A 12,839-nucleotide genomic window follows, 5' to 3' on the forward strand; every position below is an offset into this window, starting at 1 on the left:
GCTATTTTTTTGTATCTGGGAGGTTACATAAATCTGCCCAAGCCTGGTTATTTTTAAAAATATTAATTATCTTGCAGACAGGGTGCCCGGAAATAAAAACGCCGGACTCATCATGGTTCCGGCGTTTCCGCATTCATTTCTTAACTTAAACGCTTTTGAGCGTCGAATTAATGACGCATTCTCTACGACAATGTTGCACCAAGTAGCCACTGTTTTATAAGTGGTCAAATACGTGTACAAGTGGTCAATAAAAAAAGCCGGGATTGATGGTCCTGGCTTTTTTATGTCCGTGCTAGAAAGGGGTACAATTGTTCAAACTAGAATTGAACAATTTCCTTAGTTTTGTTGTACAGATCGATGATTGTTGGCAATAATTCGATTGGTTCATTCGCTATTAGTATGGTAATAAATGCCGATAAGCCTTATTTGCTGTTGGGGATTGTAAATTCGATTCCGCCGATAGTGATACCAAACGAACCGATTACCAATTGCCCGTCTACCTAAGCACTAAAGCGAAGTACATTTGCTTTCAAACCAGCATCTCTACATGAATACGGATTCAACACTAGACCTATACCCCTGGCGACGCTTTTACCCTAAAGGCGTACCTTATGAAATTAACCCAGATGCTTATACGTCACTAGGGGCACTTTTGGAGGAAGGATGTCATCGGTTTGCCGATCGCCCTGCTTATGCCTGCCTGGGCAAGCAGATTACATTTGGCGAATTAGATAAGCTATCAGCTCAGTTTGCCTCATTTTTGCAAAATGACTTAGGTCTCCAAAAGGGCGATCGACTGGCTATTCAGATGCCAAACACCTTGCAATATCCAGTGGCTATGTTTGGAGCCTTGCGGGCAGGTTTGGCGGTGGTCAATACCAATCCGCTGTATACCCCCCGCGAAATGCAGCACCAGTTCAAAGATTCGGGGGCAAAGGCGATTGTGATTCTGGCCAATTTTGCCAGCCATCTGGAAAAAATCATTGATCGAACCGACATTAAGCATGTAGTGATCACGCAGCTTGGCGATTTATTGGGCTTCCCTAAAAAGCAAATCGTTAATGCTGTGGTGAAGTATGTTAAGAAACTGGTGCCAGCCTACAGCCTTCCCGACGCCATTTCGTTCAATGATGCCCTAAGCCGGGGAAGCACACAGCCACTAAAACCTGTGGCGGTTCAGAATACCGATCTGGCTTTCGTTCAGTATACGGGGGGCACAACAGGTGTATCGAAAGGAGCCATGCTGACCCATCGGAATATCATTGCGAACGTGGAGGGGCAACACTGCTGGATGAAACCCGCAGGCGTAGCGGATGGCGAAGGTATTTATGTGGCGGCTCTTCCGCTTTACCACGTTTATGCCCTAACGACCAATGCATTGGCGGCTTTGAAGAGTGGATCCATGAACCTGCTCATTACAAACCCCCGCGACATGAATGCGTTTATCGATGACTTGAAGAAGTACAAATTCACCGCATTTACAGGGGTTAATACGCTTTATAATGGTTTGCTAAATCATCCGCGTATTGGTGAGGTTGATTTTAGTCATTTAAAAGTCACCTCGGCGGGGGGAATGGCCCTTCAAACCGCCGTGGCCGAGCGCTGGACTAAGCTCACGGGTAATACGCCTTGCGAGGGCTATGGCCTTACCGAGACATCGCCCGTTCTGTCATCCAATCCTATTGATGGCACGGTTCGAGTCGGAACGATCGGTATTCCCTGGCCTAGTACAGAAATGAAACTGATTCGCGAAGATGGTACCGATGCTCCCATTGGCGAACCCGGTGAAATTGTGGCTCGTGGTCCTCAGGTTTTTAAAGGTTACTATAACCGCCCGGAGGAAACGGCTCAAGCTATGCTAGGCGACTGGTTTAAAACGGGTGATATTGGCATGATGAACGAGGATGGGTTCTTTAAGATCGTTGACCGGAAGAAGGACATGATTCTGGTATCGGGCTTCAATGTGTATCCGAACGAGATCGAAGACGTTGTATCGCAGTGCCCAGGGGTGATGGAAGTTGCCTGCATTGGTATCCCCGACGAAAAATCGACGGAAGTCGTTAAAATCTTCGTGGTCAAGAAAGATCCGAATCTTACTGTCGATACCATCAAAGAATTTTGCCGGGAGAATCTCACCCCCTACAAAGTGCCTCGCGTAATCGAATTCCGTGACGAACTCCCTAAGTCGAACGTGGGGAAAATCCTGCGCAGGCCCCTGCGAGACGAAGAATTAGCGAAGCTGAAAAAGTAAGGAGTATTGATCCTGTTTATCCAGTCAAAAGATGGTGTGTTTTTGTCATTCCGACGCCAGGAGGAATCTTAAAGTTGACTATAGTGGACTTTGAGATTCCTCCTGGCGTCGGAATGACAAAAAACTAGTTAATCAAAGCCATTATTAGAAAGTTTAAACAAACTCATTGTCAATAGAAATAGGTCAGAAGATTATCACTAGTATACCTTTTGTTTACTGTAATTGTTACGAAACAAGAATGGTATACCGTTCAATGTCGATGATTTTCCTTCTTGACCTGATTAAACAAAGCTACGTATGGCTTACTTGTTCATAAAATCAGGCGCGAACCCACAACACCCCGTTCTTAGTGGCCACTTTGTTCAATAAACCCTTATCAGCCAGGTTTTGCAAATACGTATCGACTTCCTGTCGATTCTGGCCCGACAGTTCCGCAAACTCTCGGGAGGTTAGCGTACGGAAACTAGAAAATAAAGTCTCCCAGTCTGAATCGATGGCGGTTTTAGTCACTGAAGGCAGTTGTTTCTTCAGCGCGTTTTCATACTCGGCATAGGGTTTCAAACCGTATACTTTCTCCGACTGGCCTTGACTATCGATAAAAAACATAGTGGGGAAACCACGAACGCCCAACTGCTTACCCAGCGCTAAATCTTCCTGAAAAAGTAATTGAGCCTGACCGTCATAATCGGCTTTGAATCGATCTAAATCCAGACCTACCTTTTGCGCAGCGGTTTCCAGATGTTCCCATTTGGCAATATTTTTTTTATGAAGAAAGACCATTTCACGAATTTCCCGCAGGAAAAGAATGGCTTTGTAAGGCGCTTGTAACTGGGCTGCTTTGAAGGCGATGGAAGCTGGATAGGAGGAAGCTAAAGGATCTTCGAGCCATACATCCCCATCAATGGGCATATCATAATGGCGGCTCACCTCGTCCCAGTGATGGGCTACGTCAGTCGGTTTACTAATGCCGCCACTGTTATAACTCCAGTCGGGCAGCAGGCCCCCCATCCGATAGTCGATCTCAAGTGCATGCCCATATTCAAGTTTTAGCTTTCGTAACTGAGGCTCAATTCCCCAACAGGTCGAGCAAATCGGATCGGTAAAATAAATAATTTTAACAGACTTATCTTTCTGTGAAAGATCCTGCCCTGGCGTTTCTATTGTCGATTCGGGTAATTCACAAAGGCCCGATTCAATGTCACATAAAAGCGGACTGATCTGTTGAGTTTCCATCTTATTCTGGTTTACTTGTACGTTCATACAAAGTTGCACCTGCTCTGGAATAGGGTCAATCAGTCAAAAAAAGTTGACTATCAAAAAAATGCAAGATTTAGAAAATAAGTGCCCTGCCGAAGAACTACTCAAACTGCTTGCTGGGAAATGGAAACCCCAGATTTTTCGGTTAGCGTTAGACGGTCCACTTCGCTTTAACACGCTGCTGCGTGAGATTGAGGGAACGAATAAGCAATCGCTGGCTAACTCGTTGAAAGAGTTGGTAGATGAGGGCTATCTTGATAAAGTAATAATCAGGCAAAAACCTTTGCATATTGAATATACCCTCTCTGTAAAAGGTAAAACGTTGATTCCTGTCTTGCTTCAACTGGAGACATTGTAAAAAAAAGCGTAAACATCGCTTAAAAGATGTTTACGCAGGGCAAGTTGCTAATTAACAAACACATGGCTTACTGACTATACCTGACAATGTTGGCCTAAGTATTTAAGCAGCCATAATAGAGATTGTCGGTGCGCTGTTCAGGATCAATAGTTCCTGTTGAAATCCCTTCACCTGTTTGATAAATCGGCTGGCTTTTCGGCGCGACACCTCGACCCGGTCGCCATTGACAAGACTAACGATAAGTTGCTGATTGTCGGGGTGTAGTGCTTCTAGATAAAGTAGATTGATAATGTTTTTTTTATGGGGCCGGGCAAATACTTTAGGGGATAGTCGACTTTCCATTTTCTTTAGCGTCAGCGACACCATTAACTGGCTACCATCGGCAAAATGAAATAAGGTATAATTGCCTTCTCCCTCTAGGCGCACAATCCGATGCATGGGCATTTTTTTACGACTTCCCCAAAAAGGAAGTGTCAAATCAGGCATGTCAAATTGAGGTGCAATTAGCTCGACATGTACATTCGTGAGCGGTTTGGCAAATAGAGTTTTTTTCATTGATCAATAAATTATGAGGTGTGAATAAGCAGAACATAGGCAACCAAAATCAGTAAACTACTGATGTTTATCTTTATACTTAGCAAGTTTACACAAAATTCATTATCAAGCAATTAGATGAGATAAATATTATTTTTACGTAAAATATTGCACTCTACTACGTCTCTAGTACAGGAAATCGTAGCGAGCTATTGATGATATAAATAGGCCTATTGACGAACTTATTGAGCGGCTTTGGCCTTCACAACAGAAAAACCAGTCTCATACGAATTCGCATGGCAACCCTGCTTGATTTAGTCGGCAATACACCTTTAGTTGAGTTGAACCGCCTGAATCCTAATCCCAATGTTAAGTTATACGGCAAACTCGAAGGCAATAATCCGGGTGGTAGTGTAAAAGACCGCGCTGCGATGAGCATGATTCAAGGAGCTCTGGCCAGGGGAGATTTGAAACCGGGCATGAAGCTGGTTGAAGCCACGAGCGGTAATACAGGCATTGCGTTAGCCATGATTGCGCGTCTGTATAACATCGATATCGAGTTGGTCATGCCCGCCAGTTCAACCCGTGAGCGTGTGTTGACAATGGAGGCCTTTGGAGCAAAAGTTACGCTGACCGAAACGATGGAAAGCGCGCGCGACTATGCCGAAGAACAGGTAACAAAAGGAGACTATCTGGTGCTTAATCAGTTTAGTAACCCCGACAATTACCTGGCCCATTATCGTACTACAGGCCCTGAAATCTGGCGCGATACCGATGGCCATATTACGCACTTCGTGTCGTCTATGGGTACTACAGGCACCATTATGGGGACGTCTCGTTACCTGAAAGAACAAAACCCGGATATACAGATTGTGGGCTGCCAACCTACCGACGGGTCTTCTATTCCGGGGATTCGAAAGTGGCCGGTGGAGTATTTGCCGAAAATTTTTGAGCCACAGCGGGTCGATCGGATTCTGGAAGTATCGGCCGATGACGCCACGACAATGACCCGTAAACTAGCCAGCGTTGAGGGCGTTTTTGCAGGTATGAGCAGCGGGGGAGCCGTCCATGCCGCTATTCAACTAGCGCAGGAACTTGAGTCGGGTGTGATCGTCTGCATCATCTGCGATCGGGGAGATCGCTATTTATCGTCAGACTTATTTGGGTAAACCGATGAGGTTTTCAAAACCTTATAGGTTTCGCAGCGTATTTTTGCGTTTATGTACAAGCGCATTATTCTCCCGTTATTGTTTCGTATCGATGCCGAAACAATCCATCATACTGTTACTACCTTACTCAAATTTATCTTATCGATTCCGGGCGCATCGGCTATTTGCCGAAAAGTATACGTTCTGGAAGACAAGCGTTTAAACCGTACCGTTTTTGGCCTGACGTTCCCAAATCCGATTGGTATGGCGGCTGGTTTCGATAAAAACGCGGACTTGGTAAGCGAATTAAGCGACCTGGGATTTGGGTTTGTCGAGATCGGCACCGTAACGCCCCGGCCCCAGCCAGGTAACCCGCGCCCTCGTTTATTCCGTTTGAAAGCCGATGGCGGTCTGATCAACCGGATGGGGTTCAATAACAAAGGCGTTGAACCATCTGCCGAACGACTTCGGCATTTTGCCCGAAACAAGGGGAATCGGCAGGTGATTGTTGGCGGCAATATTGGAAAGAACAAAGACACTCCAAACGAAAGCGCGCTTACAGATTATCTGATTAGCTTCCGGGCGCTGTTCGATGCCGTCGACTATTTTGTGGTCAATGTTAGCTCACCTAATACGCCAGGCTTACGTGATTTGCAGGAGCGCGAACCGTTGACGAAGCTCCTGACGGCTCTGCAACAGGAAAATCACCAGCAGCCTGCCCCAAAACCTATTTTACTGAAAATTGCCCCCGATCTGACTGATGGTCAGCTAGATGACATTATTGCCATTGTGGCCGAAACGGGCATTGCTGGTGTTATTGCAACAAATACAACCATTAGTCGGGCTGGGTTAAAAACCAATCCAGCCGATGTTGAACAAATAGGCGCTGGCGGAGTCAGTGGTCGACCTCTACGCGACCGATCAACCGAAGTGATTCGCTATTTACACCAAAAATCGGGCGCTGCCTTTCCCATTGTTGGTGTAGGGGGTATTTCGTCGCCTGAGGATGCACAGGAGAAACTGAACGCCGGAGCTAGTTTAGTGCAAGTGTACACCAGCTTTATTTATGAAGGACCGGCACTGGCCAAACGAATCAATAAAGCATTGCTCCACTAACTTGTCTTCATGAGTTTGGATGGAGGTTCCAGGTAATTTCTCTAAGAGCTAATGCCTATGGAGGCACCTAACCAGCCATTTGATAAGTAACCGCAATATTTTTCTATTGTACACGCTTTTTCGTTAAAAAGTAGGAAATTTACCCTGCTTCGACAGCTGCTAACCCAATATCATGGCACAACCAACCACGTCTCCACGCCAGAATACAATCCGACGGCCTACTGATCGGAATGAACCTCGGCCGCGTATACCCAATGGTAAATCAGACAGTCGCTCTCAGCGGCCTTCTGTGAACTGGGGGGCAGCTCTTGATCGCTGGTTTACCGACCAACGTTCAACGCTTACGCTCGGTGTTTTGCTCATGGTCACGGCCCTGGGGCTGATGTTTGCGTTTATATCCTATTTACTCAATGGTTCAGCTGATCAAAGTGTAGTAGGGGCTGCTTTCTCGGAACCACTGGCCGAATCGGCTACCGAAACTCGTAACTGGGCGGGTTTGGTGGGTGCTTACATTGCCCACGCATTTGTGTTTCGTTGGTTTGGCGTAGGTGCCCTCACTATACCAGTCATTGTTTTCCTGGCGGGCTATAAGCTGACGTTCAAAATCGAGTTATTACCCTTGAGTCGCACGACTACGGCTCTGCTGTTTGCAGCGGTTTGGTGTAGCCTGATGATTGGCTACATTGTACTGGTGACCGATTCGGCTGATACTGCCAGTATTTGGTGCGGGGGCCTTGGCTACGAGGTGAATGCTGCACTATATGGGTTGTTCGGTTGGGGAAATCTGGCATTTATTGGCTTTCTGCTCTTCTTCTTTATTGTTTATTTCTTCGATGTAAAAGACATCAAGTTGCCCGATTTTTCGCGCCCAGTTCGTCCGCAGCCCCGGAAGCGTTCTGATAACCCGTTGCAGACCTACGAGGAAAGCGAATTTGAACCGGAAGAAGAAAATGAGTTTGACGAGGACGAGCCGGCCGAAGAGTTTAACCGGAATCCGGAAGAGATGCCCGTTAATACCTTCATGACTCCGCCGGCTACTGATCCGATTACGCCTACTGAGCCATCAACACCCGAGGTTGTTGCGAAAACAACAGGTGTTACCCTAACGATCAAAAATCGGGAGGCTGTTTCAGAAGACCCAAGCGAAAGCGATGAACTGGCTGCTACACCAGCACCTACCTTTGAACCCGATCCGTTCGAAGAGGATGATTTGGTGGCTGTTCATGGCTTGTATGACTCGACGCTCGACCTGCCGCAGTACCAATATCCAACGAATGATTTACTGACGGAATACCAGAACAGTCGTAAGGCGCAGGTTTCGGACGATGAACTGACTGCCAATAAAATAAAGATCGAAGACACGTTACGAAATTTCGGGATTGAGATCGACTCCATTCAGGCATCGATTGGACCAACCGTCACGCTCTATGAAATTGTGCCCGCCAAAGGGGTCCGAATTTCCAAAATCAAGAGTCTGGAGGACGACATTGCCCTGAGTTTGTCGGCCCTGGGTATCCGTATCATCGCGCCAATGCCGGGGATGGGAACCATCGGGATTGAGGTACCGAATAAGAATCGCGAAATGGTCTCGATGCGATCGATGATCACCAGCGAAAGCTTTAATGCCAGCAAGTTCGATTTGCCAATTGTTCTGGGTAAAACCATATCGAATGAAATTTACGTAGCCGATCTGGCCAAAATGCCTCACTTGCTGATGGCTGGGGCAACAGGACAGGGTAAATCGGTTGGTTTGAATGTGCTCCTGACATCGCTGATTTATAAGAAGCACCCGTCTCAATTAAAACTCGTACTGGTTGACCCAAAAAAGGTGGAACTGACGCTGTTTAATAAACTGGAACGTCATTTCCTGGCTAAACTTCCTGATTCGGATGAGCCGATTATTACCGATACCAAGAAGGTTGTCAATACGCTTAACTCGCTTTGTATCGAGATGGATAACCGTTATAACCTGCTCAAAGATGCGGGTTGCCGGAACCTGAAAGAATACAATGCCAAGTTTGTGAAACGCAAACTTAACCCCGAGAAAGGACACCGATTCTTGCCGTACATTGTCCTGATTGTGGATGAATTAGCCGACTTGATGATGACCGCCGGTAAGGAAGTTGAACAGCCTATTGCCCGACTCGCTCAGTTAGCGCGGGCCATTGGTATTCACCTTGTGGTGGCCACACAGCGGCCTTCGGTAAACGTTATTACCGGCTTGATTAAGGCAAACTTCCCCGCTCGGTTATCGTTTAAAGTGACGTCCAAAATTGACTCACGAACGATTCTGGACACCGGTGGGGCAGAGCAATTAGTCGGTATGGGGGACATGCTACTCTCATCGAATTCCGAAATTATCCGGCTACAGTGCCCGTTCGTTGATACAAATGAAATTGAAGAACTCTGCGAGTTTGTCGGTAATCAACGGGGTTATGATGATGCCTATGCGTTGCCAGAGTTCGTAGGTGATGAGGGCGGTCAGGGCGACGACAAAGATGTTGATCTCGATAATCGTGATCCTATGTTTGATGAAGCCGCTCGGCTCATTGTCATTCACCAGCAGGGTAGCACATCCTTGATTCAGCGTAAACTGAAACTGGGCTACAACCGCGCCGGACGGTTGATCGACCAGTTAGAAGCCGCTAAAATTGTTGGTGCGTTTGAAGGCAGTAAAGCTCGTGACGTACTTGTGCAGGACTTGCAGGCACTGGAGGAAATCTTAAAGCGCCTTAAGGGCGAGTAGGGTAGGAGCAACCAGGAATGACGAGAAATATTAAACTTTTACCCCCGATTTCCCGTCTAAGAACCATACATAAACCTGGTTGAGAATACCATTCATAAAAATGAAGAAATTAGCATTAGTGCTGGGACTGGCTTTGGTACTAACCTGGCCAGCCTTAGCCCAGAAAGACAAACGGGCGCAGGAGATTTTAGACGCGATGAGTAAGAGCTATAAAGCACTGAAGTCGTATCAGGCATCATTTACCTACACAAGTACAGGTGCTGGCGCCAAAGACGCTTATAAAGGAGATTTGGCCATAAAAAACGAGAAGTTTCGATTGCTACTGGGTGGACAGGAAGTCTTTACAGATGGTAAAGTGATGTATACGTATGTCAAAGAAACCAACGAAGTAAACGTACAGGACTACGAGGCCAGCGGCAATGGTGAATTAAATCCTACCCAGATTTATACGATTTACAAACGAGGCTTTGATTATAAATTCCTAAAAGAACAAAAGCAGGGTGGACGAACTCTTGAAGTGATCCAGTTGACGTCTACTCGCCCGAAAAGTCCAGTTTCAACAGTTCAGCTTTCTATTGATAAAGCCGATAAGTCGATCCGTAATTGGTTGATTGTTAATAAAGATGGTAAGCGTGAGACATACACCATCACGAAATTTACCCCCAACGTAAACCTGCCGGATTCCTATTTCGTTTTCGACAAATCGAAATACCCCGGCGTTGAAGTCGTTGATTTACGGTGAGATGTGTGTGTGATGTAGGATGTATGGTGTATGATATATTGCTTTCGCGCCAGCCACATCATATATCACACACCATACATCCTACATCTTCTCACACTTTCTCACCAAATGACAGGTCGCCTGAGTCGCCCAGACCGGGAACAATGTAAAAATGTTCGTTGAGGTGATCATCGATGGCACCCAGCCAAAGATGACATTGAGGAAGTTGCTGTTGTACATAACGAACTCCTTCTGGACTGGCAATAACAGCAGCAATATGGGTTTGCGCCGGAATCCCGTACCTCAATAAAGCGTGATATACTTTTTCGAGCGAACGGCCCGTAGCCAGCATGGGATCGCAAAGAATGAGGGCTTTTCCGCTTAGATCAGGGCTAACAATGTAGTCCATCGCGATCTCAAATTCGTCATTTCCTGCTGGTGCACTCCCGCGATAAGCACCTGCAAAAGCGTTCTCTGCCTGGTCGAAGTAATTCGCAAAACCCTGATGGAAGGGCAACCCCGCCCGCAGGATAGTGGCTAAAACGGGCTGATTTCGAAGTACTTGTGTATTCGAAATGCCAAGAGGAGTCTGCACATCAATATAATGATAAGGCAGTTTCTTGGAAATTTCATAGGCCATTAATTCCCCGAGTCGTTCAAGGTTCCGGCGAAATCGAAGCCGATCCTGTTGAATAGAAACATCCCGAAGTTCGGCAATGAATTGATTGGCTAGTGAGGGCTGCTGAGCAAAAACAAACATGGTTTGTGGGCTTCTTCGCCGTAAATTAGCCCCAAGGTTGGCGTATATCCAAACCAATTGTCTAATTTAAGCGGCTCATTAGGTCTAATCGGTTATATAAAATAGCCAAAATAAGCCAACAGCCAGTAAGTTACATGCGCAGCAACGTTTACGTTATCTGTTTTCTTTTCTTTTCGTTAAGTGTTCGGGCACAAAGCCCATTTGTGCCGCTGAATGCTGATTATTATCATTTAATTGACCGACTTGAGATTCGGCAGAACCGTTGGGCGGAGGGATTTCATAGCTCCGTGAAACCGTATAATCGCCAGAGTATTATTCAGTTAACGGATAGTCTGATCGCTCACCCTACACGCAGTTTATCCAATACAGATTATTTTAATATTGACTATCTTCGCAACGATAGCTGGGAATGGGTAACGCCTTACGATACCATCCATAAGGACCCTTTTACTCGAAATCAGCCTGCATCGATGTCAGTGGGCGATAGCCGAAAGCCATTCTTAAACCATTTTTATCGGAAGAAAGCCGATTTCTATAGTTTACAGACACCGGACCTTGATCTGCATGTCAATCCAGTTGTATATGTTGGTTTAGGGGCTGATATTACGTCTAGCTCAACGAACACATCGACGAATAATAATCAATCTTTATTTGTCAACACAAGGGGGTTGGAAGTCCGGGGGACGATTGGGAAGAAACTTGGCTTTTATACGTTCTTTTCTGATAATCAAGCCATTTACCCCGAGTACATACGGCAGTATGGACAAACGTATGGCCAAACATACAGCTCAACGGGTGATCCATCAACTACAGCACCAGGAGAAGGTTTTGTAAAGCCATTTCGCACGACCGGGGCCGACTTCCTGTCGGCGCGTGGCTATTTTACACTGAATGCACTTAAAATCATCAATATTCAGTTTGGCCACGACCGTAATTTCTTTGGTAATGGTTTCCGGTCATTGTTTCTGTCGGATAATAGCCCAGCTTATTTGTTCCTGAAATTAACGACACGATTAGGCAGCAAAATTCAGTATACCAACCTGTTTACGAACCTCCAAAATACGCAGGCTCCCAGACCTCAGGACGATAAGCTAATTCCGCCAAAGTTTGCGGCCATGCACCATCTTAGCATCAACCTCAGCGATCATATCAATCTCGGCGTATTTGAAGCGGAAGTATTTAGCCGGGATCGGCTTGATTTGAGCTACCTGAATCCAATCATTCTCTACCGTTATGTTGAATCGAGTTTGGGTAGTAGCGATAACGCGTTTATTGGTATCGATCTAAAAGCCAACTTCTTGTCTCATTTTCTGGTGTATACTCAGGTTATGTTAGATGAGTTTCGGCTTAAGCCTTTATTAGCAGGTAAAGGCGATTGGACAAACAAGTTCGCCATACAACTTGGCGGTAAGTACATCGATGCTTTCAACGTGCCTAATCTGGATTTACAGGCCGAATTTAACCTGGCTCGCCCGTATACTTACTCGCACGAATCATCGCCTACCGTTACTTCGGGTCAAACCAATTACGCCCATTATAGCCAGCCTCTGGCGCATCCACTAGGTGGTAATTTTATGGAAGGGCTGGGTATTGTTCGGTATCAGCAAAAGAAATTGTCGCTTAATGCCATTGCAGGTGTAATGATGTACGGAGCCGATCCTGCGGCCGACATTAACTATGGCGGAAATATCCTGAAAGACTACACATTCCGGATTCGGGATGAGGGTAATTTCATTGGTCAGGGGCGTAAAACTGTGATTACGTATGCCGATTTGCGGGCATCCTACATGATTCGCCATAACGTATTTCTGGAAGGTCGCTTTCTGTACCGTTTCCAGGATAGCCAGTACCGGCCTGATAGTTATTCCGAGCAGGTGGGTAGTTTTGCACTTCGCTGGAACTTGCCGTACCGAAACTGGGTGTTTTAAGAGTAGGTTGCAAACCATAG

Annotated in this window: 10 protein-coding genes; 7 read left to right on the forward strand and 3 right to left on the reverse strand. The window is 46.2% G+C overall.

Annotation, left to right across the window (positions count from 1 at the left end; genetic code table 11):
• Positions 1 to 547: 547 nt before the first annotated feature.
• A complete protein-coding gene (locus H3H32_RS32795; RefSeq protein ID WP_182459926.1) occupies positions 548 to 2,251 on the forward strand; it encodes an AMP-binding protein in 1,704 nt (567 codons plus the stop codon).
• Positions 2,252 to 2,569: 318 nt separating this feature from the next.
• On the opposite strand, the gene H3H32_RS32800 is transcribed toward H3H32_RS32795, so the two are convergent.
• On the reverse strand, positions 2,570 to 3,484 hold the full coding sequence (locus H3H32_RS32800) for a ClpXP adapter SpxH family protein (RefSeq protein ID WP_182459927.1): 915 nt from the start codon (positions 3,482 to 3,484) through the stop codon (positions 2,570 to 2,572).
• An 88-nt stretch (positions 3,485 to 3,572) separates the two neighbouring features.
• Here H3H32_RS32800 and H3H32_RS32805 point away from each other — a divergent pair, with 88 nt between their 5' ends.
• The gene (locus tag H3H32_RS32805) at positions 3,573 to 3,866 is read left to right on the forward strand and encodes a winged helix-turn-helix transcriptional regulator (RefSeq protein WP_182459928.1); all 294 of its coding nucleotides are present in this window, start codon (positions 3,573 to 3,575) and stop codon (positions 3,864 to 3,866) included.
• Positions 3,867 to 3,968: 102 nt separating this feature from the next.
• On the opposite strand, the gene H3H32_RS32810 is transcribed toward H3H32_RS32805, so the two are convergent.
• On the reverse strand, positions 3,969 to 4,421 hold the full coding sequence (locus tag H3H32_RS32810; protein ID WP_182459929.1) for a LytR/AlgR family response regulator transcription factor: 453 nt from the start codon (positions 4,419 to 4,421) through the stop codon (positions 3,969 to 3,971).
• 275 nt (positions 4,422 to 4,696) lie between these two features.
• On the opposite strand from H3H32_RS32810, the gene cysM reads away from it, so the two are divergent.
• The 4 genes from cysM to lolA1 all read left to right on the forward strand — a co-directional run bounded on the left by cysM (position 4,697) and on the right by lolA1 (position 10,152).
• Positions 4,697 to 5,569 carry a cysteine synthase CysM gene (gene cysM / locus H3H32_RS32815; protein WP_182459930.1) on the forward strand — a complete coding sequence of 291 codons (873 nt, stop codon included), beginning with the start codon at positions 4,697 to 4,699 and terminating at the stop codon, positions 5,567 to 5,569.
• 51 nt (positions 5,570 to 5,620) lie between these two features.
• A complete protein-coding gene (locus tag H3H32_RS32820; RefSeq protein WP_182459931.1) occupies positions 5,621 to 6,664 on the forward strand; it encodes a quinone-dependent dihydroorotate dehydrogenase in 1,044 nt (347 codons plus the stop codon).
• Between the two features lie 172 nt (positions 6,665 to 6,836).
• A complete protein-coding gene (locus tag H3H32_RS32825; protein WP_182459932.1) occupies positions 6,837 to 9,410 on the forward strand; it encodes an FtsK/SpoIIIE family DNA translocase in 2,574 nt (857 codons plus the stop codon).
• A 100-nt stretch (positions 9,411 to 9,510) separates the two neighbouring features.
• Entirely contained in the window at positions 9,511 to 10,152 is a 642-nt protein-coding gene (gene lolA1, locus H3H32_RS32830) for an outer membrane lipoprotein periplasmic chaperone LolA1 (RefSeq protein ID WP_182459933.1), read from the forward strand.
• Between the two features lie 91 nt (positions 10,153 to 10,243).
• Here lolA1 and upp read toward each other — a convergent pair whose 3' ends face one another.
• A complete protein-coding gene (upp, locus tag H3H32_RS32835) occupies positions 10,244 to 10,891 on the reverse strand; it encodes a uracil phosphoribosyltransferase (RefSeq protein WP_182459934.1) in 648 nt (215 codons plus the stop codon).
• A gap of 134 nt (positions 10,892 to 11,025) precedes the next feature.
• On the opposite strand from upp, the gene H3H32_RS32840 reads away from it, so the two are divergent.
• Positions 11,026 to 12,819 carry a hypothetical protein gene (locus tag H3H32_RS32840; protein WP_182459935.1) on the forward strand — a complete coding sequence of 598 codons (1,794 nt, stop codon included), beginning with the start codon at positions 11,026 to 11,028 and terminating at the stop codon, positions 12,817 to 12,819.
• The last annotated feature ends 20 nt before the right edge of the window (positions 12,820 to 12,839 follow it).

The sequence above is a fragment of the Spirosoma foliorum genome, from assembly GCF_014117325.1.
GTDB classification, from domain to species: domain Bacteria; phylum Bacteroidota; class Bacteroidia; order Cytophagales; family Spirosomataceae; genus Spirosoma; species Spirosoma foliorum.

What these genes read in the sequence shown, in the direction of transcription:
- H3H32_RS32795 (WP_182459926.1), top strand. Translation starts at nt 548, where the DNA reads ATGAATACGGATTCAACACTAGACCTATACCCCTGGCGACGCTTTTAC.
- H3H32_RS32800 (WP_182459927.1), bottom strand. Translation starts at nt 3,484, where the DNA reads ATGGAAACTCAACAGATCAGTCCGCTTTTATGTGACATTGAATCGGGC.
- H3H32_RS32805 (WP_182459928.1), top strand. Translation starts at nt 3,573, where the DNA reads ATGCAAGATTTAGAAAATAAGTGCCCTGCCGAAGAACTACTCAAACTG.
- H3H32_RS32810 (WP_182459929.1), bottom strand. Translation starts at nt 4,421, where the DNA reads ATGAAAAAAACTCTATTTGCCAAACCGCTCACGAATGTACATGTCGAG.
- cysM (WP_182459930.1), top strand. Translation starts at nt 4,697, where the DNA reads ATGGCAACCCTGCTTGATTTAGTCGGCAATACACCTTTAGTTGAGTTG.
- H3H32_RS32820 (WP_182459931.1), top strand. Translation starts at nt 5,621, where the DNA reads ATGTACAAGCGCATTATTCTCCCGTTATTGTTTCGTATCGATGCCGAA.
- H3H32_RS32825 (WP_182459932.1), top strand. Translation starts at nt 6,837, where the DNA reads ATGGCACAACCAACCACGTCTCCACGCCAGAATACAATCCGACGGCCT.
- lolA1 (WP_182459933.1), top strand. Translation starts at nt 9,511, where the DNA reads ATGAAGAAATTAGCATTAGTGCTGGGACTGGCTTTGGTACTAACCTGG.
- upp (WP_182459934.1), bottom strand. Translation starts at nt 10,891, where the DNA reads ATGTTTGTTTTTGCTCAGCAGCCCTCACTAGCCAATCAATTCATTGCC.
- H3H32_RS32840 (WP_182459935.1), top strand. Translation starts at nt 11,026, where the DNA reads ATGCGCAGCAACGTTTACGTTATCTGTTTTCTTTTCTTTTCGTTAAGT.